This window comes from Micromonospora sp. NPDC048842, assembly GCF_040649935.1.
GTDB classification, from domain to species: Bacteria; Actinomycetota; Actinomycetes; order Mycobacteriales; family Micromonosporaceae; genus Micromonospora; species Micromonospora hortensis.
Window position 1 is genome coordinate 56,742 of sequence record NZ_JBEZGK010000024.1, and the last position, 26,298, is coordinate 83,039.

The window sequence follows — 26,298 nt, forward strand, 5'->3', positions numbered from 1 at the left end:
GCGACCCGTCCGCGGGTCGCCGGTCGCTGCGCTTGGTGGCGGTCAGGCTCCCGCGGCCGACTTGAGGTCGGCGGCCCGGTCGGTGCTCTCCCAGGTCAGGTCCGGCAACTCCCGGCCGAAGTGGCCGTACGCGGCGGTCTGCTGGTAGATCGGGCGGAGCAGGTTGAGGTCCCGGATGATCGCGGCCGGACGCAGGTCGAACACCTCGGTGACGGCCTTCTCGATCGAGGAGACGGGCACGGTCTCGGTGCCGAACGTCTCGATGAACAGGCTCACCGGGTGCGCCTTGCCGATCGCGTAGGCGACCTGCGCCTCGCACCGCTCGGCCAGACCGGCGGCGACCACGTTCTTGGCCACCCAGCGCATCGCGTACGCGGCCGAGCGGTCGACCTTCGACGGGTCCTTACCGGAGAACGCGCCGCCACCGTGGCGGGCGTACCCGCCGTAGGTGTCGACGATGATCTTGCGGCCGGTCAGTCCGGCGTCGCCCATCGGGCCGCCGATCTCGAACCGGCCGGTCGGGTTGACCAGCAGCCGGTAGCCGTCGGTGTCCAGGCCGAGGCTCTCCAGCTCCGGGGCGATCACGTGGTCGCGCACGTCCGGGGTGAGCAGCGAGTCCAGCGAGATGTCGGCGGCGTGCTGGCTCGACACCACAACGGTGTTCAGCCGGACCGGGCGCAGCCCCTCGTACTCGATGGTGACCTGGGTCTTGCCGTCCGGCCGCAGGTACGGGATCGTGCCGTCCTTGCGCACCGCCGAGAGGCGACGGGCCAGCCGGTGCGCGAGCGCGATCGGCAGCGGCATCAGCTCGGGCGTCTCCGAGCAGGCGAAGCCGAACATCATGCCCTGGTCGCCGGCGCCCTGCGCGTCCAGCGCGCTCTCCGATGCCCCGGTGCGCAGCTCGAAGGCGTTGTCCACACCCTGCGCGATGTCCTCGGACTGCGCGCCGATGGAGACGCTGACCCCGCAGGAGGCGCCGTCGAAGCCCTTCTTCGACGAGTCGTAACCGATGTCGAGGATGGTCCGGCGGACGATCGTCGGGATGTCGGCGTACGCCTTGGTGGTCACCTCACCGGCGATGTGCACCTGACCGGTGGTGATCATGGTCTCCACTGCCACGCGGCTGTGGGGATCCTCGGTCAGCAGCGCGTCGAGGATGCCATCGCTGATCTGGTCAGCGATCTTGTCCGGGTGGCCTTCCGTGACCGATTCGGACGTGAAGAGACGGCGTGTCACGGCACTCCTAAGCGTATGAGGTCGTTCCGCGGCAGTCTAATCACCACTGCGGCCGGTGTCGGGATCGGTCGCGCCCTGTTCCACCCGTCAGGAGCGGCCGGGTAGCCGCGCCACGACGAGATCCCAGACGGCGTCGGCCACGGCTTCCTTGGCCTGCTCGGGCAGCCGGCTGACCGAGCCGTCCGCGCCGATGACCGTCACCGTGTTGGTGTCGGCGCCGAAGACCAGGTCCGGACCGACCTCGTTGACAACGATCAGGTCGGCCCGCTTCCGGGCGAGTTTCGCCCGGCCGTTGGCCTCGGCATCGCCGGTCTCGGCGGCGAACACCACCAGCACCTGCCCTGGTCGTTTGCGCTGGCCGAGCTCCGCCGCGATGTCCGGGTTCGTGACGAGCTCGATGGTGGGTGCGACACCGTCGTCCGACTTCTTGATTTTGCCAGTCGCGTACGTCGCGGGCCGGAAATCGGCCGGAGCCGCCGCCATCACCACCGCGTCGGCCTCGACGGCGGCCTTGACTGTCGCCTCCCGCAACTCGGCGGTGGTGCCCACCCGGATCAGGTCGACCCCGGCCGGGTCGGCGAGGCCGACGTTGGCCGAGATGACCGTGACCCGGGCACCCCTGGCGACCGCCGCGCGGGCGAACGCGTACCCCTGCTTGCCCGACGAGCGGTTGCCCAGGAAACGCACCGGGTCGAGGGGCTCGCGGGTGCCACCGGCGGTGACCACCACCCGGCGACCGGCCAGGTCGGCGGGGGCGGAGTCGCCGCGGGCCAGGAGCCGACCGGCGACGGCGAAGATCTCCGCCGGGTCGGGCAGCCGACCCTTGCCGGTGTCGGCGCCGGTGAGCCGGCCGACGGCGGGCTCGATGACCCGGACCCCCCGGGAGCGCAACGTGGCCACGTTGGCCACAGTGGCGGGGTGCTCCCACATCTCGGTGTGCATGGCCGGGGCCAGCAGGACCGGGCAGCGGGCGGTCAGCAGGGTGTTGGTCAGCAGGTCGTCGGCGAGGCCGTGGGCGGCCTTGGCGAGCAGGTCGGTGGTGGTCGGCGCGACCACCACCAGGTCGGCCTGCTTACCGAGCCGGACGTGCGGCACCTCGTGGACGTCGGTCCAGACGTCGTCGGCGACCGGTTGACCGGAGAGCGCGGCCCAGGTCGGCGCTCCAACGAAGCGGAGCGCCGACGCGGTTGGCACGACCCGAACCCGGTGACCCGATTCGGTGAAGAGTCGCAGCAGCTCGCACGCCTTGTAGGCGGCGATGCCGCCACCGACCCCGAGGACGATCGAGGCGGACATCGGCCAGCGGGGGCTTACGGCTGGTCGGTCGGCTCGGCGGTGAGCAGGCCCGAGTTGATCTCGCGCATGGCGATGGAGAGGGGCTTCTCCTGCGGGGTGGTCTCGACGAGCGGGCCGACGTACTCCAGCAGACCCTCACCGAGCTGGCTGTAGTAGGCGTTGACCTGGCGCGCGCGCTTGGCGGCGAAGATGACCAGCGCGTACTTCGACGTCGTCTTCTCGAGGAGCTCGTCGATCGGCGGGTTGGTGATGCCTTCGGGGTTGGCGATGGATCCCACGAATTAACCTCTGCGTCTTTCGAGCCGCGCGGACGCGGTGCTGAGTCTCAACGGCGGCCGGCCGTCAGCCACGCACGCGCGACCAGGCCGGATCCGGATAAGAAGAACCGAGTAAGCCTACCAGCTCCTCGACCACCCGTTCGGTGAGGTCGTGGGTCAGCGTGTGCTCGACGGTGGCGGCCACCGTGGCGTCGGGCGCGTACCCGGGTGGGCTCAGCAACACCAGCCGGGCATCGGGCAGGCGCGCCCGGACCAGTGGGACGCCGCGCAGGTCGAGCGGGAGCAGCACCGGCTGCCCGGCGTCGAGCCGGGCGCGCAACGGTGGGTACGGGGTGCCCCGGCGGTGCGAACCGATCCGGGACCACTCCAGCAGCTCGCCGTCGACGATCCGTCGATCGAACTCGGCGGGGGCGAGGAAGACGCGGTCCACCCCGTCGATCTCCGACTCCCGGCGCGGCCTGGTGGTTGCCGCGACCGGGATCCACACGGACGGAGAACGCGCCCGGACGAGCTCGACGACACTCTCCCTGCCGGAACCCGAAGGTCCAGCCAGGACAGTGAGCCGAGCCGCCGGGCGCGCCTCGTCATCCGTGCTCACTGCTTGTTTCTACACGCTGCCAGGTTCAGTTGGCGGCGAACTCTCCAAGCAGTGCCTTGCGCTGCTGCTCGCCGAGGCCACGCAGGCGACGGCTGTCGGCGATCTTGAGCTTCTCCATGATCTGGGTAGCCCGGATCTTGCCGATGCCCGGCATGGCCTGCAGGACGGCCGACACCTTGAGCTTGCCAACGACGTCGTCGCTCTCGGCCCGCTCGAGGACGGCACCGAGGGTGGTCTTGCCCTGCTTGAGCTGCTCCTTCAGCTGAGCACGGGCCTTGCGGATCTCCGCGGCCTTCTCGAGCGCGGCAGCGCGTTGTTCGGGGGTCAGTGACGGGAGCGGCACCAGTTCTCCTCAGGTCCCTATCGCGGCGGGCGGGGCGCACCGCCGCATCTGTGAAACGTGGTGTCGCTGTGAACCAAGGGGTCCATGGTTCCCAGCGCGGGGAAAACTAGCGGCCAACGGAGCTTTCGGCAACGTGGGGGCCGCATGATCACCGTAGAGTGACCGACCCGTCAGTCAGTCACCGGGCAGGCAGGACGGCCCGACAGTCGACCAACACGCGGTCCGCGGCGGCCCGCAGCGCGGCCACATCAGGGCCTGCCGAGAGCACTTCCCGGGAGTACGACGGGAGCACCGAGGCAAGGCTCGAACCGAAGACGGTACGCAGATCGGCCGCGCCGCCACCCTGCGCGCCGAGCCCCGGAGCGAGCAGTGGGCCGCCCACACCGGAGAGGTCGTGACCGGTGTCACCGATGGTCGCGCCGACCACCAGACCGAAGCTCCCGAGCGGCGACGCACCCCTGTTGAGCTGGGAAATCTCGTCGATAACGGTTTGCGCCACGGTGCGTCCGTCGGCCGTGACGGCCCGCTGGACGGCCGCGCCCTCGGGGTTGGAGGTGAGGGCCAGGACGAACACCCCGCCGCCGTGCTCGGCGGCCAGTTCGAACATCGGCGCCAGCGAACCGACTCCGAGGTAGGGGCTCGCGGTGACCGCGTCGACATACACGGGGCTGGATGGATCAAGGTACGCGGCGGCGTACGCGCTCACCGTCGAGCCGATGTCGCCGCGCTTGACGTCGAGCAGAACGAGCGAGCCGGCATCTCGTAACTGTCGGATAGTTGACTCAAGAATCGCCACACCTCGGGACCCGAACCGCTCGAAAAAGGCCGACTGAGGCTTGACTACCGCAACCCGGTCACCGAGGGCGTCCACAACGGTCCGGCTGAAGCGGTCGAGCCCCTGAACGTCGTCCGGGAGGCCCCACTGGGCCAGCAGACCGGGATGCGGGTCGATGCCCACACAGAGTGGGCCCCGCTCGGTGATCGCCCGGTGCAGCCGGGTACCGAAGCTCTCCATCGGAGTGTTCCCCTCTTCTCGTCCGGGCGGCTGACCCGCCCGGGTAACCCGTCGACCCGGTGGCCGGGCCGACTCAGCCGGCCGCCACCGCCGCCGCCACCCCGGTCGCGATCCGGGCCAGGTCGACGTCGTCGGTGACGTACGGCGGCATCGTGTAGATCAGGTCGCGGAACGGACGCAGCCACACCCCCTGGGCGACAGCGGCCGCGGTCGCCGCGCCGAGGTCGACCTCGTGATCGAGCTGGACCACGCCGATCGCGCCGAGGACCCGTACGTCGGCCACGCCCGGCGTACCGCGCAGGGGCTCCAGACCGGCGCGCAGGCCGGCGCCGACCCTGGCGACCTGGCCGGCCCAGTCTCCGGCCCGCAGCAGCCCGATGGAGGCGTTGGCCACCGCGCAGGCCAACGGGTTGCCCATGAACGTGGGCCCGTGCGCCAGCACGCCGGTCGCCGAGATGCCCCGGGCGACCTCGGCGGTGCACACTGTCGCCGCGAGGGTCAGGTACCCGCCGGTCAACGCCTTGCCCACACAGAGCACGTCCGGCGTCACAGCGGCGTGCTCGGCGGCGAACATCTCGCCGGTACGGCCGAACCCGGTGGCGATCTCGTCGAAGATCAGCAGAATTCCGTGGGCGCGGGTCACCTCGCGCAGCACCCGCAGGTAACCCGGGTGGTGGAAGCGCATCCCGCCGGCGCCCTGGACGACGGGCTCGACGATCACGGCGGCCAACTCGTCGGCGTGCCGCTCGACCGTCTCCACAAGCGCCGCCACGTACGCGTCGTCGGGCGGATCGGTGAAACCGCCCGGCGGCACCGGGGCGAACACCTGCCGGGGCAGCACGTCGCCCCACAGGTGGTGCATCCCGCCCTCCGGGTCGCAGACGCTCATCGGATGGAACGTGTCGCCGTGGTAGCCACCCCGCCAGGTCGCCAGCCGACGCCGCTGGGGCCGCCCGACGGCCCGCTGGTACTGCAGGCACATCTTCACCGCCACCTCGACGCTGACCGAGCCGGAGTCGGCCAGGAACACGTGCTCCAGGCCGTCCGGGGTCAGCTCGACCAGGGTCCGGGCGAGCTGCACCGCCGGCTCGTGGGTGAGCCCGCCGAACATCACGTGGCTCATCCGGCCGAGCTGGTTGGTCACCGCCGCGTCCAGCACCGGGTGCCGGTACCCGTGGATGGCCGCCCACCAGGACGACATCCCGTCCACCAGCTCCCGGCCGTCGGCCAGGGTCAGCCGTACCCCCTCGGCGCCGCGCACCACGTACGGCGGGTTGGCCGGCGGCAGCGCGGCATACGGATGCCAGACGTGCGCCCGGTCGGCGGCCAGGATCTCCTCGGGTGTCACGGGTACTCCTTCCAGACACGGACGGGCCGGGCGGTGGGCGTCGCGCGGCCGAGTCGGGTCATGCGTTCGCGCCCTTTGCTCTGCTTCACCGGACGCAACACCCGGGGTCCGGATATCGGACGCCGGCCGGTGCGTGGGTTGAAGCAGAGCAAAGGGCGCCAGGTGAGGGTGGCGTCCCGGGCTCGGAGCCGATGCGGCGGCGAACCGACGCGGGTCGGCCCACCGCACCGGCCCCGCCCGGGAGCGGTCACCGGCCGGCGACCGCGTCCGGTGCCGCCGTTGTGGCCACCGCGCGGGCGGCGGCGCGGACCAGTGCCGGTCCTCGGTAGATGAAGCCGGTGTAGAGCTGCACCAGGGCGGCGCCGGCATCGAACATCCGCGCCGCGTCGTCCGGGTCCAGCACCCCGCCGACGCCGACGATCGGCAGCCGCCCGCCGGTCTCGGAGTGGACGAAGGCGACCACGTCGCGGGCCCGTCCGGTGAGCGGCCGACCGGAGAGGCCACCGGCCTGCTCGCCACGCTCGACGTCGACGCCCGCGAGGCCGTCCCGGGACAGGGTGGTGTTGGTGGCGATCACCCCGGCGGCGCCCCGGGCCAGGCAGACCTCCAGCAGCTCGGCGATCGCCGCCTCGGTCAGGTCTGGTGCGATCTTGACCAGCACCGGCTTCTCCCCCACCAGCGCGCCGAGCAGCGCGTCCAGGTGGGCACGGTCCTGCAACGACCGCAGACCCGGCGTGTTCGGTGAGGACACGTTCACGGCGAAGTAGTCGCCGTGCCCGCGCAACGCCCGGTACGAGGCGAGGTAGTCCTCGACCGCCTCGTCCAGCGGGGTCACCTTGGACTTGCCCAGCGAGATGCCCAGCGGCACCCCGAGCGGGCGCGGCAGCGCCGCCAACCGGGCGGCCAACGCCGCGGCGCCGGCGTTGTTGAAGCCCATCCGGTTGACCACCGCCTCGCTGGCCGGCAGCCGGAACAGCCGCGGCCGGGGGTTGCCCGGCTGGGCGTGCGCGGTGACGGTGCCGACTTCCACGAAACCGAAGCCGAGCGCCGGCCAGGCCGGCAGCGCCGCGCCGTCCTTGTCCATCCCGGCGGCCAACCCGACCGGGTTGGGGAACCGCACCCCGAACACGGTGCGCGGCGCGTCGACCGCGTAGCGGGCCCGCAGCGCGGCGAGCGCGGCCGGCCGCCGCGACAGGGCCGCCAACCGCCGCAGCGTCCACTCGTGCGCCGCCTCGGCGTCCCCACCCCCGAGCCGGAACAGCAACGGCCGTACCGCCTGCTCGAACACTGTCACTGGGCCGCCCGCAGGATGGCGTGCAGGTCCTGCAGGGGGCGTACCTGCATGTCGCCGCGGATGCGCGCCTCGATGCCCATCACCGCCGCGGCGGCGCCGGGGACCGTGGTGATGCAGGGGATGTCCGCGGTGACGGCGGCGCTGCGGATCTCGTAGCCGTCGGAGCGGGCGCTGGCACCCGAGCCCTGCGGCGTGTTGATCACCAGCGCCACGTGGCCGCCGCCGATCAGCGACACCGCGTCGTCGCCCGCACCGGCCTGGTAGTGCTTACGGATCTGCTCACAGGCGATGCCGTGCCGGCGCAGCACCTCGGCCGTGCCGGCGGTGGCGACGATCTCGAAGCCCAGATCGGCCAGCCGCTTGATCGGGAAGATCATGCCGCGCTTGTCCCGGTTGGCCACCGAGACGAAGATCTTCCCGGCGGTCGGCAGCGACCCGTACGCGGCCGACTGGCTCTTGGCGAAGGCGTGCCCGAAGTTGGTGTCGATGCCCATCACCTCGCCTGTCGACTTCATCTCCGGCCCGAGCAGCGAGTCGATCCCCTTGCCCGCGCGGGTCCGGAAACGCTTGAACGGCAACACCGCCTCCTTGACCGCGACCGGCGCGTCGGCGGGCATCGTGCCCCCGTCCCCCGTCGCCGGAAGCAGGCCCTCGGCGCGCAGCTCGGCGATGCTCGCTCCGAGCGCGATCCGGGCCGCCGCCTTGGCCAGCGGCACCGCCGTGGCCTTGGAGACGAACGGGACGGTCCGCGACGCGCGCGGGTTGGCCTCCAGCACGTAGAGCACGTCGTCCTTGAGGGCGTACTGCACGTTGAGCAGGCCACGGACCCCGACGCCGCGCGCGATGGCCTCGGTGTAGCGGCGGACCTCGACCAGGTGCGAGCCCGCCAGGGTGATCGGCGGGAGCGCGCAGGACGAGTCGCCGGAGTGGATGCCCGCCTCCTCGATGTGCTCCATCACGCCGCCGATGTAGACCTCGCCGTCGGCGTCGCACAGCGCGTCCACGTCGATCTCGATGGCGTCGTCGAGGAACCGGTCCACCAGCACCGGGTGGTCGCCGGAGATGTCGGTGGCCCGGCCGATGTAGTCGCGCAGCGTCGGGTCGTCGTAGACGATCTCCATGCCCCGCCCGCCCAGCACGTACGACGGCCGGACCAGCACCGGGTAGCCGATCTCGTCGGCGATCGTCTTGGCCTCGTCGTACGAGGTGGCCATGCCGTGCGCCGGCGCGCGCAGTCCGGCGCGGGCCAGCACCGCGCCGAACGCGCCGCGCTCCTCGGCCAGGTGGATCGACTCCGGGGAGGTGCCGACGATCGGCACACCGGCGTTCTTCAGCCGCTGCGCCAGCCCCAGCGGGGTCTGCCCGCCGAGCTGGACGACCACGCCGACCACACCCGGACCGCCGGCCGCCCGACCGGACGAGTCCTCGGCGTGCCAGACCTCCAGGACGTCCTCGAAGGTCAACGGCTCGAAGTAGAGCCGGTCGGCGGTGTCGTAGTCGGTGGAGACCGTCTCCGGGTTGCAGTTGACCATCACGGTCTCGTAACCGGCCGACCGCAACGCCTGCACGGCGTGCACGCAGGAGTAGTCGAACTCGATGCCCTGCCCGATCCGGTTCGGGCCGGAGCCCAGGATCAGCACCTTCGGCCGGTCCGACGGCACGACCTCGGTCTCCAGGTCGTACGTCGAGTAGTGGTACGGCGTGGTCGCCTCGAACTCGGCCGCGCAGGTGTCCACTGTCTTGTAGACCGGGCGCACGTCCAGGCGGTGGCGCAGGGTCCGTACGCCGTCCTCGGCGGCCAACTCCGGACGCAGCGCGGCGAGCTGTCGGTCGGACAGACCGGCCCGCTTGGCACGACGCAGCAGGTCGGCGTCGAGCACCGGCGCGTCGACGATCTCGGCGCGTAGCTCGATCAGCGCGGCGATCTGGTCCAGGAACCACGGGTCGATCCCGCCGGACGCCTCGGCCACCTCGGCGATCGACGCCCCGAGCCGCAGCGCCCGCTCCACCGTGTACAGCCGACCGTCGTGCGGGATCCGCAGCGCCGCGAGAGTGTCGGCCAGGGTGACGCCCGCCGGGTCCGGCACACTCCAGAAACCGGCCGACTTGGTTTCCATCGAGCGCATCGCCTTGTTCAGCGCCTCGGTGAAGTTGCGCCCGAGGCTCATCGCCTCACCCACCGACTTCATAGTGGTGGTCAGCTCCGGGTCCGCGCCGGGGAACTTCTCGAACGCGAACCGGGGGATCTTCACCACCACGTAGTCGAGGGTCGGCTCGAACGCCGCCGGGGTCTTCAGGGTGATGTCGTTGGGGATCTCGTCGAGGGTGTAGCCGATGGCCAGCTTCGCGGCGATCTTCGCGATCGGGAAGCCGGTCGCCTTGGACGCCAGCGCCGAGGACCGCGACACCCGGGGGTTCATCTCGATCACGACGATCCGGCCGTCGACCGGGTTGACCGCGAACTGGATGTTGCAGCCGCCGGTGTCCACCCCGACCTCGCGCAGCACGGCGATGCCCAGGTCACGCAGGCGCTGGTACTCCCGGTCGGTGAGCGTCATGGCCGGGGCCACAGTGACGCTGTCGCCGGTGTGCACACCCATCGGGTCGATGTTCTCGATCGAGCAGACCACCACCACGTTGTCGTGCCGGTCGCGCATCAGCTCGAGCTCGTACTCCTTCCAGCCGAGCACGCTCTCCTCGATGAGCACCTCGTGCACCGGGCTGGCCGACAGGCCGTCGCCGGCGATACGGGCCAGGTCCTCGGGGGTGTGCGCCATGCCGGAACCCAGACCACCCATCGTGAACGACGGCCGGATCACCACCGGCAGGCCCAGCTCGGCGACTGTCGCCTCGACCTCGTCCATCGAGTGGCAGACCCGCGAGCGGGGCACCAGCCCGGTCGGGTCGTCGACACCGAGGCGTACGCCGGCCTTCGCCACGATCTCCTTGAACAGCTGCCGGTCCTCGCCGCGGTTGATGGCGTCGATGTTCGCGCCGATCAGCTCCACGCCGTACTTCTCCAGCACGCCGGCCTCGTGCAGGGCGACGGCAGTGTTCAGCGCGGTCTGCCCGCCGAGGGTCGCCAGGATCGCGTCCGGGCGCTCCTTGGCGATGACCAGCTCCACGAACTCCGGGGTGATCGGCTCGACGTAGGTCGCGTCGGCGAACTCCGGGTCCGTCATGATCGTCGCCGGGTTGGAGTTGACCAGGCTGACCCGGATCCCCTCGCTGCGCAGCACCCGGCACGCCTGGGTGCCGGAGTAGTCGAACTCGCAGGCCTGCCCGATGACGATCGGCCCGGAGCCGATCACGAGGATGTGCTTGAGATCGGTCCGCTTAGGCATTGCTGCGCCCCTTGCTGTGGGTCCGGCCTTCGATCAAGTCGGCGAATCGGTCGAAGAGGTAGTCCGCGTCGTGCGGACCGGCCGCCGCCTCCGGGTGGTACTGGACGGTGAACGCGGGCAGGTCCACGGCCCGCAACCCCTCGACCACGTTGTCATTGAGGCAGACGTGCGACACCCGTACGCCACCGAAGTCGGTGTCGATCACCTGGTCGGGGACGACAGCGCCGTTGCCCGAGCCGGGGACCTGCACGGCGAAGCCGTGGTTGTGGCTGGTCACCTCGACCTTGCCGGTGACCCGGTCGAGCACCGGCTGGTTGATCCCCCGGTGGCCGTAGCCCAGCTTGTAGGTGCCGAAGCCGAGCGCCCGGCCGAGGATCTGGCTGCCGAAGCAGATGCCGAACAGCGGCACCTCCCGCCGCAGCGCCTCGCGGGCCAGCTCCACCGGGGCGTCGGCGGTGGCCGGGTCGCCCGGGCCGGGTGACAGGAAGATCGCGTCGGCGCCGGTGGCGAGCATCTGGTCGATGCTCGACGACGCCGGCAGCACGTGGGTGGTCACCCCACGGGTGGCCAGCCGACGCGGCACGTTGCGCTTGATGCCCAGGTCCAGCGCGGCCACCGTGAAGCGGTGCTCGCCCAGGGCCTCGACGACGTACGGCTCGGCGGTGCTCACCTCGGCGGACAGGTCCGCGCCGACCATCTGCGGCGTCTGGCGGACCCGGGCCAGCAGGCTCTGCGGGTCGTTGTCGATGCTGGAGATGCCCACCCGCATGGCGCCCCGCTCGCGCAGGTGCCGGGTCAGCGCCCGGGTGTCCACCCCGCTGATGCCCACCACACCCTCGGTGGCGAGGCGGTCCTCCAGACCACCGGTGGCCCGCCAGTTCGAGCCGATCCGGGCCGGGTCGCGCACGACGTAGCCGGCCACCCAGATCCGACCGGACTCGTCGTCCTCGCCGTTGACGCCGGTGTTGCCGATGTGCGGCGCGGTCTGCACCACCACCTGACGGTGGTACGACGGGTCGGTGAGGGTCTCCTGGTAGCCGGTCATGCCGGTGTTGAAGACCGCCTCGCCGAAGGTCTCTCCGACGCTGCCGTACGCCTCGCCGGGGAACGTGCGCCCATCCTCCAGCACTAGGATTGCGGGTCTGCGCTTGACCATTACTTGACAGCCTTTCCGTCCAGGACCGTCGGCTCGCCGCGCAGGAAGGTCGCCACGATGCGACCCGGCAGCGTCATGCGGGCGTACGGGGTGTTGCGACTGCGACTGGCCAGTTCCGTCGGCTCGATGGTGCGACGGACGGCCGGGTCGATCAGGGTCAGGTTCGCCGGGACACCCGGCGCGGGGTCGACGCCGTGTCCGGTGAGGCCGGCGATCCGTGCGGGGGTGCGCGACATCCGCTCGGCGATCAGGTCCCACTCGGGGCCGAGCACGTCCAGCGCGATGGAGAGGGCCGTCTCCAGACCGAGCATCCCCGGTCGGGCGTACGCCCACTCGCACTCCTTGTCCTCCACCGCGTGCGGGGCGTGGTCGGTGGCGATCACGTCGATCACCCCGTCGGCGAGGGCGGCACGCAGCGCGGCGATGTCCGCGGCGGTACGCAGCGGCGGGTTCACCTTGTAGACCGGGTCGTAGGTCTCCGCCCGTTCGTCGGTGAGCAGCAGGTGGTGCGGGGTCACCTCGGCGGTCACGCGTACCCCGCGTGCCTTTGCCTGGCGCAGCACCTCGACGCTGCCCGCGGTGGAGACGTGGCAGACGTGCAGTCGGCCGCCCACGTGCTCGGCGAGCAGCACGTCCCGGGCGATGATCGCCTCCTCGGCGACCGCCGGCCAGCCGATCAGGCCGAGCCGGGTGGAGACCTCGCCCTCGTGCATCTGGGCGCCCTCGGTGAGCCGGGGCTCCTCGGCGTGCTGGGCGATGATCCCGTCGAACGCCTTGACGTACTCCAGGGCTCGGCGCATCAACTTCGGGTCGGCGACGCAGTGCCCGTCGTCGGAGAAGATCCGCACCCGGGCCGCCGAGTCGGCCATCGCGCCCAGTTCGGCCAGCCGCTCGCCGGCCAGCCCGACTGTGACAGCGCCGATCGGTTGCACGTCGACCAGGCCGGCCTCCCGGCCGAGCCGCCAGACCTGCTCGACAACGCCGGCGGTGTCCGCCACCGGGGAGGTGTTGGCCATCGCGCAGACCGCCGTGTAGCCGCCCAGCGCCGCCGCCCGGGAACCGGACTCGACGGTCTCGGCGTCCTCTCGACCGGGCTCGCGCAGGTGGGTGTGCAGGTCGACGAGGCCGGGCAGGGCGACCAGGCCGGTGCCGTCGACGACTGTGGCGTCCGGCGCGGTCAGGCCGGAACCGACCTCGGCGATCACGTCGTCGCGGATCAGCAGGTCGGTCGGCGCGGCGCCGACGACACTCACGCTGGTGATCAGGTACGCGGTCACCGGTTGTTCCCTCCGAGCAGCAGGTAAAGGACAGCCATCCGCACGGAGACCCCGTTGGTGACCTGTTCGACGATTGTGGAGCGGGGTGAGTCGGCGACCTCGGGGGTGATCTCCATCCCCCGGTTCATCGGGCCGGGGTGCATGACGATCGCGTGCTCGGGCAGCCGGCGCATCCGCGGCCCGTCCAGGCCGTAGCGGCGGGCGTACTCACGCGCGGAGGGGAAGTAGGAGTCGTTCATCCGCTCCCGCTGCACCCGCAGCATCATCACCACGTCCACGTTCGGCAGGACGGAGTCGAGGTCGTAGGAGACGTCAGTGCCGGGCGCGAGGGCGCCCGCGATGTCGACCGGGATGAGGGTCGGCGGGCCGACCAGGGTGACCTTGGCGCCGAGGGTGGAGAGCAGCAGCACGTTGGAGCGGGCCACCCGGGAGTGCAGCACGTCCCCGACCACCGCTACCGACAGGCCGGCCAGCCGGCCCAGCCGGGCCCGCATGGTGTACGCGTCGAGCAGCGCCTGGGTGGGGTGCTCGTGGGTGCCGTCGCCGGCGTTGACGACCGACCCGTCCACCCAGTTGGCCAGGCGGTGCGGCGCGCCGGAGGCGGGGTGTCGGATGACGACGGCGTCCGCGCCCATGGCCTGCAGGGTCAACGCGGTGTCCTTCAGGCTCTCACCCTTGGTGACGCTGGACCCCTTCGCGGAAAAGTTGATCACGTCGGCGCTGAGCCGCTTCGCCGCCGCCTCGAAGGAGATCCGGGTACGCGTGGAGTCCTCGTAGAAAAGGTTCACCACTGTCCGTCCGCGCAGCGCGGGAAGCTTCTTGATCTCCCGGCCGGCGACGGTGGCCATCTCGGCGGCGGTGTCCAGGATCTCGGTGGCGGTGTCGGCGTCCAGGTCCCCGCCGGAGAGCAAGTGTTTGATCATGAGGCAGTTCCCCCGTAGAGCTTGACCTCGTCCGTCCCGTCGATCTCGGCGAGCGTCACCTTGACGCTCTCGGCGAGCGAGGTCGGGATGTTCTTGCCGACGTAGTCGGCGCGGATCGGCAACTCCCGGTGGCCCCTGTCGACCAGGACGGCGAGCTGCACCGAGGCCGGGCGGCCCACGTCGTTGAGCGCGTCGAGCGCGGCCCGGACGGTGCGGCCGGAGAAGAGCACGTCGTCGACCAGGATGACCCGTTTGCCGTCGATCCCGCCGGGGGGCAGCTCGGTCGGGCCCACCGCGCGGGTGGCGTGCCGACGGAGGTCGTCGCGGTACAGGGTGATGTCGAGCACACCGACCGGAACGGCGACGTCCTCGAAGGTGCTGATCCGGTCGGCGAGCCGCCGGGCGAGGGGGGTGCCCCGGGTGGGAATCCCCAGCAGCACCGCGTTGGCGGCGCCCTGGGTCTTCTCCAGGATCTGGTGGGCGATGCGGTCGATCACGCGTTGCACGTCGGCGCTGGCGAGGATCACCTTCACCGAGGGTTGTTGCGGTGGTGACGAACGGGCAGCCGGTGGGTACGCCACGGCGGACCTCCTTCCCCGCCTCACGGGACGGGTCGTTAAAGGATGTCGGGCACCTCCGGCCGGACCGCTCAGCAGACCTGGGCCGGGGCTTCCGCCACGTTACCAGTGGTCACCGGGGTGATGGACGGCGGCCGCTGACCACCGGGTCAGGTACCGGAAAAGGGGAAAACTCCCCGGACGCTCCGCAACGGGAGGGGCACGACCACTTGACCACGTGTCGCATTCCCCGTACCGTCACGCTCCGTAGCGATCGACGGGAGAACCCCGAGCAGCACTGGGAGTGTCCGAATGCCCTCTGAATACGCCAAGTCTCTGGGCGCCCGCCTGCGCTCCATCCGCCAGCAGCAGGGTCTCTCCCTGCAGGGTGTGGAGGAGAAGTCGAACGGGCGGTGGAAGGCCGTGGTGGTCGGCTCGTACGAGCGTGGCGACCGGGCCGTGACGGTGTCCCGTCTGGCCGAGTTGGCCGAGTTCTACCGCGTACCCGTCTCGGAACTGCTGCCTGACGGCAGTGGCGTCCGTCACGAGCCCACCAGCAAGATTGTCCTGGACCTGGAGCGGCTCTACGACGAGGCCTCCGAGGACCTCGCCTACGTTGCCCGCTACGCCCGCGCCATCCAGCAGCAGCGCGGCGACTACAACGGCCGGGTGCTCTCCATCCGCGCCGACGACCTGCGGGCGCTCGCGATCGTCTACGACGCCTCACCGTCGGGCCTGATCGAGCGGCTCACCGAGCACGGCGTGCTGGTGGCCGACCCCCGGGCGTTCTTCGCCTCCTGATCTGCCGCTCCACCTGATCTGCCGCTCCACCGAAAGGGCCCGTGCCAGCTGGCACGGGCCCTTTCGGATGTGCGTGTTCGGTGCGGACGCTCAGCGGGTGGCGTACTCGGCGATCCGGCCGAGCACCCCGTTGAGGAAGCGCGGCGAATCATCTGTCGACATCTGCCGAGCCAACTCCACTGCCTCGCTGATCGCCACCGCGTCGTCGATCTCGTCGACGTAGAGCAACTCGTAGACGGCGATCCGGGCCAGATTACGGTCGACGACCGGCATCCGCTCCAGCGTCCAACCCTCGGCGTAGCTGGCGATCAGCTCGTCGATCCGGTTGAGATGCTCGGCAACCCCCTCGACCAGGCCCACCGCGTAGCCCAGATGCTCCGGCCGGGGCTGCTCGATCCGCTGCACGTAGCCGGCGAGCACCTCCACCGGAGGCTTGTCCCGCAGGTCGGCCTCGTAGAGGACATCCAGCGCCCGCTTGCGCGCCTTGCGGCGCGCCGGCATCTGCTGCTTGGAACCCTCAGCCATCAGGCGCGGCCGAGGTAACGGCCGTCGCGGGTGTCGACCTTGATCTTCTCACCGGTGGTGATGAACAGCGGGACCGGCACTGTGGCGCCGGTCTCCACTGTCGCCGGCTTGGTGCCGCCGGTCGAACGGTCGCCCTGCAGGCCCGGCTCGGTGTAGGTGACCTCCAGCACGACGCTGGTGGGCAGCTCGATGTAGAGCGGCACACCCTCGTGCTGGGCGACTGTCGCCTCCGCCTCCGGCAGCAGGTAGTTGGCTGCCTCGCCGACGGTGCCACCGGGCACGGTGATCTGGTCGAAGGTCTCCAGATCCATGAAGACGAAGTCCTCACCGTCGGCGTACAGGTACTGCATCGTGCGCTTGTCAACGGTCGCGGTTTCGACCTTGGTGCCCGCGTTGAAGGTCTTGTCGACCACCTTCCCGGACAGCACGTTCTTCAGCGTGGTGCGCACGAAGGCACCACCCTTACCGGGCTTGACGTGCTGGAACTCGACGACGGCCCAGAGCTCGCCGTCCAGGTTGAGTACCAGGCCGTTTTTGAGGTCGTTGGTGGAGGCCATTTCCTGCCTTGATCATCAATTGGCGGACAGACCTGGCAAGTCTACAAGCTGCGTCGAATCGGACGGCCCCGCGCTCGGAGCGCCCAGTTGTCAGGCTCTCAGCGGGTGGCCAAATAGTGCAGAGCGAGACGATAGCCGTCGATACCGAGACCGCAGATCACCCCGGTCGCCACCGCTGAGACCACCGAGTGGTGCCGGAATTCCTCACGGGTGTGGATGTTGGAGATGTGCACCTCCAGCAGCGGCCCCCGCAGCATGGCGCAGGCGTCCCGCACCGCGTACGAGTAGTGCGACCAGGCCGCCGGGTTGAGCACCACAGCAGCGCCCTCATCGGCGGCCGTGTGCAGCCAGCCGAGCAGCTCGTGCTCCGCGTCGGTCTGCCGGACCGTCACCGCCAGCCCCAGCTCCCGACCGGTGCTCTCGCAGAGCGCCACCAGGTCCGCGTAGCTGGTCGCGCCGTACACGTCGGGCTCGCGGGTGCCCAGCCGGCCCAGGTTCGGCCCGTTCAACACGTAGACCTTCACGCGGTTGCCACCTCGCGGTAGGCGGCCTCCAGCAACGCGTCGTCGGGGCCCTCCAACATCGCCGGGCGGGCCAGCCCGTCGAGCACCACGAAGCGCAGCCGACTGCCCCGGGTCTTCTTGTCCACCCGCATCGCTGCCAACAGCTGCGGCCAGGCGTCGGCCGGGTAGCTCACCGGCAGGCCCAGCGCGCTCAGTATGACCCGGTGTCGGTCGGCGGTCGGCGCGTCCAGCCGCCCGGCGAGCCGGGCGAGGGTGGCCGCGTACACCAGACCGACGGCGACGGCGTGGCCGTGCCGCCAGCGGTAGCCTTCGTTCTGCTCGATGGCGTGGGCCAGGGTGTGACCGTAGTTGAGCACCTCCCGAAGGCCCGACTCGCGCAGGTCGCCGGCGACCACGTCGGCCTTGACCCGGATGGCCCGCTCGATCAGCTCCCGGCTCACCGGCCCACGGGGGTCGGTGGCGGCCTCCGGGTCGTTCTCGATGAGATCCAGGATCGTCGGGTCGGCGATGAAACCGCACTTGACGACCTCGGCCAGCCCGGCCGCCAGGTCGACAGCGGGAAGGCTGTCCAGAGTGGCCAGGTCGGCCAACACCCCGACCGGCGGGTGGAACGCCCCCACCAGGTTCTTGCCGGCGGCCGTGTTGATGCCCGTCTTTCCGCCCACCGCGGCGTCGACCATGCCCAGCAGCGAGGTCGCCACCGGCACCCAGCGCACACCCCGCAACCAGCAGGCCGCGACGAAGCCGGCCAGGTCGGTCACCGCGCCGCCGCCCACCCCGACCACCGCGTCGGTACGGGTGAAGCCGGCCGCTCCGAGCCGGTCCCAGCAGGACGCGGCCACCTCGATGTGCTTTCCCGACTCGGCGTCGGGCACCTCGATCGGCAGTGGCTCGACGCCGGCGGCGCGCAGGCGTTCGCCGAGCGCGTCCGCGAGGGACTTGAGCGGAGGCGCGTGCAGCACCGCGACCCGGGTCGCGCCGGGCAGCAGGCCAGGCAGCGCACCCAGCAGGTCGCGTCCCACCAAGACGTCGTACGGCCGCTCGCCGCCGACCGGAATTCGGGTCACCTCGTCCATCGCCGGCAGCCTAGTCCAGCGGGCGGCGCGGGGAGGGCGGCTGTCCACCTGCTGGCCGGGCGGCCCAGTCCGCCAACCGGCGGGCGTGTTCGGCCACCGCGGCGCGCAGCGCGTCCGGATGCCGCACTGTGAACGGACACCCCAGTCCGGCGAGCAGCGCCGCCATCCCGGGCAGGCTCTCCGCTCGGGCCCGCAGCAGCACCCCGTCGGTGGTGGCGGTCAACTCGGCGACGCTGGGCGGGATGCGGCGGCGGGCGGCGACCAGGTCGGTCTCCAGCACGACCTCCACCTCGTGCGTGTATGGCACGCCGGCCAGCGACCGGGTCACCCAGGCCACCGCCTCGAAGCCGTCCGGCACGGTGAACCTCGCCGCGCCGGGCGTCACCGCGCCGATCCGGTCCAGTCGGAAGGTGCGGATCTCCCCGCGTCGGTGGTCATGGCCGGTGACATACCAACGACCGGAGTGGAAGACCAGCCCGTACGGGTCGAGCTCGCGGTGCGACTGCTCGCCGCGCCAGGAGCGGTAGTCCAGCGCCACCCGCTGTCGGTGCCGGGTGGCCGAGGCCAGCGCGAGCAGGGTGCCCGACGCCGGTCCGCGTTCCGGCTCCGGACGGCGCAGGGTGAAGCCCAGGTGCTCCTGGACGGCGGCGAGCCGGTCGGCGAGCGCCGCCGGCAGCACCCGGCGGATCTTCGCCAGGGCGGTGGCGGTGGCGGGCTGTTCGGTGGCGAGCCCGACCCGTTCGGCGACGACGAGGCCGAGCAGCACGGCCACCGCCTCGTCGTCGGTGAGCATCAGCGGGGGCAGCTTGTAACCGGAGTGCAGCCGGTAGCCGCCGTATCGGCCCCGGTCGGCGGTGACGGGGATGCCCAGTTCGACAAGCGTGGTGGCGTACCGGCGCACGGTCCGCTCGTCCACACCGAGGCGGCCGGCGAGGTCGGCGGCCGTCGACCGGTGCCGGGTCTGCAGCAGTTCGAGCAGAGCCAGCACCCGTCCCGCGGGATGTGACACGGGCCGCTCCTTCAAAGCGGGCGGATCCTGTCCGGAATAGATCGTACGGTCTGTCGGTAGCCGAGAGAAGGAGCCACAGATGTCGACATTCGTGCTGGTGCCGGGATTCTGGCTGGGTGCCTGGGCGTGGCGGGACGTGACCGTCGCGCTGCGGTCGCAGGGGCACGAGGTCTATCCGATGACACTGACCGGGGTGGCCGAACGCGACCACCTGGCCGGGCCGGAGGTCAGCCTGGACACGCACACCACCGACATCGTCCGACTGATCGAGGTCGAGGACCTGCGCGACGTACTGCTGGTCGGGCACTCCGGCGGGGGGATGCCGGCCGCCCAGGCGGTGGACCGCATCCCGGACCGGATCGCCCGGATCGTCTACGTGGAGAGCGGGCCGTTGCCGGACGGCACGGCGCAGTTCGACACACTGCCGCCGGAGGAGCAGCAGCGGCTGCGGGCCGCGATCGGCACCGGGCACCTGCTGCCGCCGCCGGCCTGGGATCCGGCCGCCGACCCGACCAACCTGGCCGGCCTGGACGAGCCGGCGCTCGCGCTGCTGCGTACCCGGGCCACCCCGCAGCCGCTGCGGGCCGCCACCGACCCGGTCCGACGCACCGGTGGGCGCCCGGTGCCGACCGCGCTGGTCGCCAGCACGTTTCCGCTTGACGTGGTGCGGCAGATGATCCAACAGGAGCATCCGTTCTTCACCGGCCTGGCCGACGGCCAGCTGCATGAGCTGCCCACCGGGCACTGGCCGATGCTCAGCGAGCCGAAGGCTCTGGCCGACGTCCTCGACCTGATCGCCCGCGGCTGAGGAACACCCCCACCCCGCCGATCTTGCACTTCCGGTTGCCGAGATGCGATGAAATGCCCCTTGGGCCGGGACAGCAAATGCAAGATCGGCGTGGCGGGCGCGGCGTCAGCGGGGCAGCAGGGCGGCGACGTCGGCGACGACCTGCGCCGGGGCCCGACCATCGGTGACCACCGTCTCGGTGGCGACCTCGGCGTAGAGCGGCTTGCGCTGGTCCAGCAGGTGCTTGAGGGTGGCCCGTGGGTTGATCGCCAGCAGCGGCCGGCCGGCGCCGAGCCCGACCCGCCGCACCGCGTCGGGCAACTCGACCGAGAGGTGCACCACCCGGTGCCCGATCAGGGCCGCCCGGGTCTCCTCGGCCAGCACCGCGCCGCCGCCGAGGGCGAGCACACCCGTGCCGCCGGCCAGCGCCGCGGCCACGGCGGCCCGTTCCAGGGTACGGAAGTGCGCCTCACCCTCGTCGATGAAGATCTCCGGGATCGGCTTCCCGGCCATCTGCTCGATGTCGGTGTCGGTGTCGCGGAACTCCACGCCGAGGGTGGCGGCGAGCGCCCGCCCGACTGTGGTCTTGCCGCAGCCGGGCGCGCCGACCAGCACGACGACAGGTGCCATCAGCGGATGACCAGCGCGTCGAGGTACCCGGCCAGGTTGCGGCGGATCTCGGCGATCGAGTCTCCGCCGAACTTCTCGGTGGCCGCCTCGGCCAGCACCAGCGCCACCATCGCCTCGGCGACCACCGCCGCGGCGGGCACCGCGCAGACGTCGGAGCGCTGGTTGATAGCGGTGGCCGGCTCGCCGGTGGTGACGTCCACGGTGGCCAGCGCCCGGTTCAGCGAGGAGATCGGCTTCATGGCGGCGCGGACCCGCAGCGGCTCACCGGTGGTGATGCCACCCTCCAGGCCGCCGGCCCGGTCGGTGACCCGGCGGACGCCGGTGGCCGACGGGATGATCTCGTCGTGCGCCTCGGAGCCGCGGGAGCGGGCCTGCTGCCAGCCGTCGCCGATCTCCACGCCCTTGATCGCCTGAATGGACATCAGCGCGGTGGCCAGTCGCGCGTCGAGCTTGCGGTCCCACTGCACGTGGCTGCCCAGACCCGGTGGCACCCCGTACGCCAGCACCTCGACCACGCCACCGAGGGTGTCGGCGGCCTTCTTCGCGGCATCGACCTCGGCGACCATCAGGGCGCTGGCCTCCGGGTCGAGGCAGCGCAGCGGGTCGGCGTCGATCCGGGCCGTGTCGGACGGAGTGGGACGCAGGCCGGGCTTCGCGGCCACCGGGCCCAGCTCGACGACGTGCGAGACGATCTCGATGCCGAGCGCCTGACGGATCAGCGCCTTCGCGACAGTGCCGACGGCTACCCGGGCGGCGGTCTCCCGGGCGCTGGCGCGCTCCAGGATCGGCCGGGCGTCGGTGTGCCCGTACTTCTGCATGCCGGCCAGGTCGGCGTGACCGGGCCGGGGACGGGTCAGCGGGGCGTTGCGGGCCTGCCGGGCCAGCTCGTCGGGGTCGACCGGGTCGGCCGCCATCACGGTCTGCCACTTCGGCCACTCGGAGTTGCCAACCCGGATCGCCACCGGGCTGCCCAGGGTCACGCCGTGCCGCAGGCCGCCGAGCAACTCGACCTCGTCCCGCTCGAACGACATCCGGGCACCCCGCCCGTAGCCCAGCCGTCGACGGGCCAGCTCGTCGGCGATCTCGGTGGTGGTCACCTCGATGCCGGCCGGCACCCCCTCCAACATCGCGACGAGGGCGGGACCGTGCGATTCACCTGCAGTCAGCCAGCGCAACACGCGGTCAGTCTGTCACGGCGGGCCACCGACGCGGCGCGCTCCCCGTCGCGTCCCGCCCAGCGGACGCCGCCGCCCGCTCACGCGGGCGGCGGCTCAGATCCCCCGACCGCGCTTGTGCAGGGTGCGCAGCACCGCGTCCGCCCGGACCACCCGACCGGCGACGGCGAGGGCCAGGTAGGCGCGCGGCTCGCGGGGGTTGCTCCGCAGGGTGCGCCGGGCCCAGCGCAGCGCGCCCCGGCGGTCGCCGGAGGCGGCCTGGGCGAACGCGATCTGCCCGGCCACCCGGGCCTCGCCGGCCGGTTGACTGGCGAACTCCGGGTAGCGCTGCAGCAACCACTGCAACGCCTCCGAGATGGTGTCCCAGCGCTGCGCGAAGTACGAGCGCTTGTGCCAGCGGACCAGCACCGACGGCGTCCGCAGGTTGATCAGCGGCGCGCTGCGCGCGGCCCGCAGCAGGAACTCGTAGTCCTCCGCGTAGCTGCCCGGGATCTCCTCGTCGACCAGCCCGAACCCGTTGCGCAGCGCGGTGGCGCGGATCAGGAAGGTCGACGGGTGCAGCTCCGTCATCCGGTCGCGCAGCAGGTCGTCCAGGGTGATCCGGTCCTTGTCGAGCACCCGGTCGACGGTGTGCCCGTCGTAGTTGACCCGGATGCCGCAGCAGACGAACTCGGCGGCCGGGTCGCCGGCCAGCGCGTCGACCTGGGCGGCCAGCTTGCCGGGCAGCCACTCGTCGTCGTCGTCGCAGAACGCGACCAGCTCACCCTCGGCCGCGAGGGTGCCGCTGTTGCGCGCACCGGCCAACCCGGGGGTACGAGAGTTGCGGACCACCCGCACCACGCGGGCCTGGCCGCTCCCCAGCTCGGTCAGCGACTCGTCCGGCGCGGACTGGTCGAACACCACGACGACCTCGATCAGGGCCGGGTAGTCCTGTGCCAGGATCGCGCGCACCGCGGCCCGCAGCAGCTCGGGGCGGTCCCGGGTGGGCACCACGACGCTGACTGTCGACTGCTGGGTCATCGGATCTCCTCCGTACCCGGACGAGGCCGGGACCAGGCCCGCCACCGGGGTGGGCGCGCTGTCGAACGGGCCACCAGGTCGTCGACGATCTGCCCGACCCGGGCCACCGCCGCCCGTCGTGCCTCGTGTGCCTCCGGGTCGGCGGCCACCGCGTACCGGGACGGGTCGGCCACCCCGGCGGCCAACGCGTCGTACAGGGCCTCCCGGGTCTCGCAGAGCGCCACCAGCCCGGCGGCGCCGAGCCGGCGGGCGAAGAGGAGCTGGTGGTTGTCGACGTGCTCACCGCGAGCCGGATCGCGGGGCACCACGATGGGCAGGTGGCCGTGCCGGCGGGCCTCCAGGATGGTCGCCGGGCCACCGTGGCAGACCACCAGGTCCGCATCGATCATCGCCTGTTGCAACGCGTCGTGGCCGAGGAACGGCACCGCGCCGCTCAGCTGGGGCGCTGCGGTGTGCCCGTGTTGCACGGTCAGCCCGATCGGGCCGGAGGCGTGCGCGTGCCACTGCGCCAACCAGTCGACGAGCCGGTCGAAGGGGTGCTTGTCGGTGCCCACCGCGACCAGCAGCCGGAGCTGGGCGACAGCCGAGCTGTCGCGCTGGCGCGGCAGGCGGGCCGCCTCGGTGGCCGGCCGGGGTTGCGGACGCCGGGCGGTGCCCGTCTCCCCCGTCACAGCAGCGTCCCGACGACTGTCGCCTCGGGATACTGCCGGCGCTGCTCGTCCCACTGCACGAGCATCGCGGACAGGAACGGCCGGCAGAGCCGAGCGGTCAACGTCGGGGTGTCGATCCGGTCGTACACCTCGATGTAGACGGTCGGGATGCGCCGCAGCCGGGCCAGCACCACGAACGGCACCGCCACCCCTGCGCCGGTGGTGACCACGGCGGCCACCCGCCGGACCCGCAGCACACGCCAGGCCAGCAGCGCGTTGCGCAGCAGGTTCGGCACGTTGCGAGTGGTCGGGTGGTGCGCCGGCACCAGGTCCTCGCCGGCCAGCAGCGACACCGCCTCCGGAGTGTCGAAGGTGACCCAGCAGCGCCGCCACTGTTCGTACCAGGGCCGCAAGGCCAGTAGTTGGGCCAGATGCCCGCCGCTGGAGCCGACCAGCAGCAGCACCGGCGCCCCACTGTCGTCGTTGTTCGTGTCCACGCGACTCCCCACAAGTTCGCTTGGAATTTCAGTTCACGCCAGGCAAGAGCAGATCACACGATGCCCGGTCGTTGAATAGCGCGACCGGCCGAGATGACGATCTCCACGGCGGGCGGTGCGGTGCACCGAACGTCCGAGGTCCATCGATCGTCATCACCACCTGCGATTATGTCGTCACTCTGCGGCGCACCGTCGTCGCCGCGATTCCTCCAGATCAGCCGCTATGTCTTTTCTCGATGACGTCCAAGAGTGCGGGATGCAGGGCGGCGTTCCAGCCCGCGCCGGCGTCGGCCAGCCGCCACGTCCGCAACCACATCTCCACCAGGTACGCGTCGGCGACGAGCCGGCGCTGCGCGGCGTCGAGGCCGAGCCGCTCGCCGTGCCGACTCAGATATCCGTCCACTGCCGACGCGGCGGCGTCGGCTGGCTCCCCGCGCAGTACGAGGGCCCGCTGGAACGCGTCGTGCGCCAGGTCGAAGCCGACCGGCACATCCGGCCCGCTGTGCTCCCAGTCCCAGGCGACCAACCGGCCGGCGTGCCAGCCCAGGTTCCACGGCACCCAGTCACCATGCCAGTGACCGAACTCGACGCTGGTGTCGCCATGCCGGCGGGCCAACGCCGAAACCGCGGCGACCGCCCGCGCACCGGCCGGCTCGGTCGCGGCGGCCCGGCCGGCCTGATCGGCCAGCCGGCGCAGGAAGGCCGAGTCGACCAGCGGTCGGGGTGTGCCCGCCGGGCCGCCCCGCCGGGCGACAGCGAGCAGCGCCGCGATCCGGGGCGGGTCGTCCACCGGCACACCGCGTACCGCCGGGGGCAACGGCTCGATCACCGCGACCACCTGGCCCGCCCACGACGTCTCGGTGAGCAGCCGAGGCGGCGTCGGATGGTCGGCGACGCCGACCACCTCGCGCAACGCGCGCAACGCCGCCGCCTCCGCGCTGACCAGCGCGCGGGTCGCGTCGTTCCAGCCGATCTTCGCATAGCCACGCGGACGCCCGTCGGCACTGAAGAGTTGCAGTGTGGGCTTGCCGTTCGGGTCGGGTGGACGGACCCCGAACGCGGCCAGCAGCGGCGTGTCACCCAGGTCGGCGGAGAGCCGCTCGCTCAGCAGCAGCTCCGCGGCCGGCACCCCGGCCGGCACCGAGACTGTCAACGTCGGAAAGGGCGCGAGCCCCACCCGACCGAACCGGGCCAGCCCACCGAGCACCGCCCGCAGCGCGCGCACCTTCGGTGGCCGCAGGGCGTTGTACGCCAACAGGGACGCCGCCCCGGCCCGGGGCGCGCCCAACGGCACCAGGAACCGGGCCCGGGCGACCGACGGCACCACCGCGTACCGGGCCACCGTCTGGTGACCGGCCGGCGGGGCGCCGGCCACTGTCAGACCGACCCGGTCGTCCGGGAAGACCGCGCGGCTCACCCACCCCAGGCCGTCCACCCGTGAACGCGGGTCGGTCGCCGGGCCCACCCGGGTCGTCACGCCGCCCGGTCCGCCCAGTCGAGGTCCAGCCCGAGCCGTTGACGCAACGCGTCGTTGTACGGCCGGTAGTAGTCGGTCAGCTCAGCGCGCACGCTCGGCTCCAGCGGTGCCGAGCGCCGATCGTTGTAGACCTTGAAGTTGGGCAGGTCGTACGCCGGCAGACCGAGGAAGTCCAGGGTCCGTCGGTAGGTCGCCCGCGAGTCGCGGTACAGGTCCTCGCTGGGCAGGAAGAGGATCTGCTCCCGGGCGAAGCGCTCCAGCCACGGCTCCAGGTGCTCCAGGTAACGCCCCCGGGCCCGGTACGTGTACCAGTCGTACGGCTCGCTGAACGACTCCGGCTCGGCGATCAACCGCTCCCGCTCCCCCGCCGTGCGTTCCGGCTCGGCCGCCAGCGCGGCGGCGAAGTCCAGTGGTTCGATGCCGTGGGTGCGGCGTTCCTTCCAGTGCGAGTACGCCCGCTCCACCGGGTCCCGTAGCAGCACGATGAGCTTCACCGACGGCATCAGCGCGGCGACCCGCTCCGCGGCGAGCGGGTGGAACATGTACAGCGGGGCGGCCTCACCGACCCTGACCGGCCCACCGTGCCGCTTGGCCAGGGCCTCGCGCTGCCGATCGGTCGGGAAATGCGAGCGGTACCAGGCTTCGCCGCGGCCCCAGTGCTCCTCGAAGTAGTGCGCCGACTTGGTGTTCCACGCGGGAAAGAGCCGGGGCACCAACGGGTGCTGGATGAGGTAGTTCCACAGGGAGGTGGTGCCACCCCGTTTGGTCCCGATGATCAGGAAGTCCGGCAACGGCCGGCGGTCGCTGGTGCGAACGCCGTAGTCGACGAGCGACTCCCTCACCCGGGTGGTCACCTGGGTCGGAACCAACTGCTTGACCCGGTCACGGATGGACACCACGACGAA

The 26,298-nt window shown here is 71.7% G+C and carries 27 protein-coding genes; 2 read left to right on the forward strand and 25 right to left on the reverse strand.

Translation table 11 applies throughout. From position 1 onward, the window contains the following. Positions 1-42 precede the first annotated feature (42 nt). The 13 genes from metK to pyrR form a co-directional block, all read right to left on the reverse strand. Entirely contained in the window at positions 43-1,236 is a 1,194-nt protein-coding gene (metK, locus tag AB0C19_RS26865; protein WP_091401916.1) for a methionine adenosyltransferase, read from the reverse strand. 87 nt (positions 1,237-1,323) lie between these two features. Continuing rightward, the gene (gene coaBC / locus AB0C19_RS26870; RefSeq protein ID WP_112641759.1) at positions 1,324-2,532 is read right to left on the reverse strand and encodes a bifunctional phosphopantothenoylcysteine decarboxylase/phosphopantothenate--cysteine ligase CoaBC; all 1,209 of its coding nucleotides are present in this window, start codon (positions 2,530-2,532) and stop codon (positions 1,324-1,326) included. A 14-nt stretch (positions 2,533-2,546) separates the two neighbouring features. After that, positions 2,547-2,810: a DNA-directed RNA polymerase subunit omega gene (rpoZ, locus tag AB0C19_RS26875; protein ID WP_030335666.1), complete on the reverse strand. Its 264-nt coding sequence runs from the start codon at positions 2,808-2,810 to the stop codon at positions 2,547-2,549. A gap of 64 nt (positions 2,811-2,874) precedes the next feature. Then, positions 2,875-3,408 carry a guanylate kinase gene (locus AB0C19_RS26880; protein WP_357189748.1) on the reverse strand — a complete coding sequence of 178 codons (534 nt, stop codon included), beginning with the start codon at positions 3,406-3,408 and terminating at the stop codon, positions 2,875-2,877. Positions 3,409-3,433: 25 nt separating this feature from the next. Beyond that, positions 3,434-3,751: an integration host factor, actinobacterial type gene (gene mihF / locus AB0C19_RS26885; protein WP_030335662.1), complete on the reverse strand. Its 318-nt coding sequence runs from the start codon at positions 3,749-3,751 to the stop codon at positions 3,434-3,436. 178 nt (positions 3,752-3,929) lie between these two features. After that, positions 3,930-4,766 carry an orotidine-5'-phosphate decarboxylase gene (gene pyrF, locus AB0C19_RS26890; RefSeq protein ID WP_357189750.1) on the reverse strand — a complete coding sequence of 279 codons (837 nt, stop codon included), beginning with the start codon at positions 4,764-4,766 and terminating at the stop codon, positions 3,930-3,932. 73 nt (positions 4,767-4,839) lie between these two features. After that, positions 4,840-6,114 (reverse strand): adenosylmethionine--8-amino-7-oxononanoate transaminase, encoded by a 1,275-nt coding sequence (locus AB0C19_RS26895; protein WP_357189752.1) that lies wholly within the window; start codon positions 6,112-6,114, stop codon positions 4,840-4,842. A gap of 247 nt (positions 6,115-6,361) precedes the next feature. Then, a complete protein-coding gene (locus AB0C19_RS26900) occupies positions 6,362-7,408 on the reverse strand; it encodes a quinone-dependent dihydroorotate dehydrogenase (protein ID WP_357189754.1) in 1,047 nt (348 codons plus the stop codon). Continuing rightward, the gene (gene carB, locus AB0C19_RS26905; protein ID WP_238686208.1) at positions 7,405-10,752 is read right to left on the reverse strand and encodes a carbamoyl-phosphate synthase large subunit; all 3,348 of its coding nucleotides are present in this window, start codon (positions 10,750-10,752) and stop codon (positions 7,405-7,407) included. Before carB ends, AB0C19_RS26900 begins: the two co-directional genes overlap by 4 nt. After that, entirely contained in the window at positions 10,745-11,908 is a 1,164-nt protein-coding gene (gene carA, locus AB0C19_RS26910; RefSeq protein WP_357189756.1) for a glutamine-hydrolyzing carbamoyl-phosphate synthase small subunit, read from the reverse strand. The genes carB and carA overlap by 8 nt, the downstream gene beginning before the upstream one ends. Beyond that, positions 11,908-13,185 (reverse strand): dihydroorotase, encoded by a 1,278-nt coding sequence (locus AB0C19_RS26915; protein WP_357189758.1) that lies wholly within the window; start codon positions 13,183-13,185, stop codon positions 11,908-11,910. Before AB0C19_RS26915 ends, carA begins: the two co-directional genes overlap by 1 nt. Further along, positions 13,182-14,108 (reverse strand): aspartate carbamoyltransferase catalytic subunit, encoded by a 927-nt coding sequence (locus AB0C19_RS26920; RefSeq protein ID WP_091401900.1) that lies wholly within the window; start codon positions 14,106-14,108, stop codon positions 13,182-13,184. Before AB0C19_RS26920 ends, AB0C19_RS26915 begins: the two co-directional genes overlap by 4 nt. Next, the gene (pyrR, locus tag AB0C19_RS26925; RefSeq protein WP_357189761.1) at positions 14,105-14,689 is read right to left on the reverse strand and encodes a bifunctional pyr operon transcriptional regulator/uracil phosphoribosyltransferase PyrR; all 585 of its coding nucleotides are present in this window, start codon (positions 14,687-14,689) and stop codon (positions 14,105-14,107) included. Before pyrR ends, AB0C19_RS26920 begins: the two co-directional genes overlap by 4 nt. Positions 14,690-14,977: 288 nt before the next feature. On the opposite strand from pyrR, the gene AB0C19_RS26930 reads away from it, so the two are divergent. Continuing rightward, complete coding sequence (locus tag AB0C19_RS26930; protein ID WP_007458348.1) at positions 14,978-15,466, forward strand: transcriptional regulator; 489 nt, start codon at positions 14,978-14,980, stop codon at positions 15,464-15,466. A 90-nt stretch (positions 15,467-15,556) separates the two neighbouring features. Here the strand turns inward: AB0C19_RS26930 and nusB are convergent, their stop codons facing one another. The 5 genes from nusB to AB0C19_RS26955 form a co-directional block, all read right to left on the reverse strand. Continuing rightward, a complete protein-coding gene (nusB, locus tag AB0C19_RS26935) occupies positions 15,557-15,967 on the reverse strand; it encodes a transcription antitermination factor NusB (RefSeq protein ID WP_184188983.1) in 411 nt (136 codons plus the stop codon). Positions 15,968-15,990: 23 nt separating this feature from the next. Next, a complete protein-coding gene (efp, locus tag AB0C19_RS26940; protein ID WP_007458344.1) occupies positions 15,991-16,548 on the reverse strand; it encodes an elongation factor P in 558 nt (185 codons plus the stop codon). 98 nt (positions 16,549-16,646) lie between these two features. Then, positions 16,647-17,072: a type II 3-dehydroquinate dehydratase gene (gene aroQ, locus AB0C19_RS26945; protein WP_357189763.1), complete on the reverse strand. Its 426-nt coding sequence runs from the start codon at positions 17,070-17,072 to the stop codon at positions 16,647-16,649. Next, positions 17,069-18,148: a 3-dehydroquinate synthase gene (gene aroB, locus AB0C19_RS26950; RefSeq protein ID WP_357189765.1), complete on the reverse strand. Its 1,080-nt coding sequence runs from the start codon at positions 18,146-18,148 to the stop codon at positions 17,069-17,071. The genes aroQ and aroB overlap by 4 nt, the downstream gene beginning before the upstream one ends. A gap of 10 nt (positions 18,149-18,158) precedes the next feature. Next, positions 18,159-19,157, reverse strand: coding sequence for a YafY family protein (locus AB0C19_RS26955; protein ID WP_357189767.1), 999 nt, complete (start codon positions 19,155-19,157; stop codon positions 18,159-18,161). Between the two features lie 79 nt (positions 19,158-19,236). Between AB0C19_RS26955 and AB0C19_RS26960 the strand changes: the two genes are divergently transcribed. After that, positions 19,237-19,965, forward strand: a complete 729-nt coding sequence (locus AB0C19_RS26960) for an alpha/beta hydrolase (RefSeq protein ID WP_357189769.1) — start codon at positions 19,237-19,239, stop codon at positions 19,963-19,965. Between the two features lie 105 nt (positions 19,966-20,070). On the opposite strand, the gene AB0C19_RS26965 is transcribed toward AB0C19_RS26960, so the two are convergent. The 7 genes from AB0C19_RS26965 to AB0C19_RS26995 form a co-directional block, all read right to left on the reverse strand. Further along, positions 20,071-20,574, reverse strand: coding sequence for a shikimate kinase (locus AB0C19_RS26965; protein ID WP_238686217.1), 504 nt, complete (start codon positions 20,572-20,574; stop codon positions 20,071-20,073). After that, on the reverse strand, positions 20,574-21,752 hold the full coding sequence (aroC, locus tag AB0C19_RS26970; RefSeq protein ID WP_091401884.1) for a chorismate synthase: 1,179 nt from the start codon (positions 21,750-21,752) through the stop codon (positions 20,574-20,576). Before aroC ends, AB0C19_RS26965 begins: the two co-directional genes overlap by 1 nt. A gap of 93 nt (positions 21,753-21,845) precedes the next feature. Beyond that, a complete protein-coding gene (locus AB0C19_RS26975; protein ID WP_357189772.1) occupies positions 21,846-22,769 on the reverse strand; it encodes a glycosyltransferase family A protein in 924 nt (307 codons plus the stop codon). Then, entirely contained in the window at positions 22,766-23,440 is a 675-nt protein-coding gene (locus tag AB0C19_RS26980) for a glycosyltransferase (protein ID WP_357189774.1), read from the reverse strand. The genes AB0C19_RS26975 and AB0C19_RS26980 overlap by 4 nt, the downstream gene beginning before the upstream one ends. Then, entirely contained in the window at positions 23,437-23,916 is a 480-nt protein-coding gene (locus AB0C19_RS26985; protein ID WP_357189776.1) for a UDP-N-acetylglucosamine--LPS N-acetylglucosamine transferase, read from the reverse strand. The genes AB0C19_RS26980 and AB0C19_RS26985 overlap by 4 nt, the downstream gene beginning before the upstream one ends. Positions 23,917-24,130: 214 nt before the next feature. Beyond that, positions 24,131-25,393 (reverse strand): hypothetical protein, encoded by a 1,263-nt coding sequence (locus AB0C19_RS26990; protein ID WP_357189778.1) that lies wholly within the window; start codon positions 25,391-25,393, stop codon positions 24,131-24,133. Continuing rightward, entirely contained in the window at positions 25,390-26,292 is a 903-nt protein-coding gene (locus AB0C19_RS26995) for a sulfotransferase domain-containing protein (RefSeq protein ID WP_357189803.1), read from the reverse strand. Before AB0C19_RS26995 ends, AB0C19_RS26990 begins: the two co-directional genes overlap by 4 nt. Between the last annotated feature and the right edge of the window lie 6 nt (positions 26,293-26,298).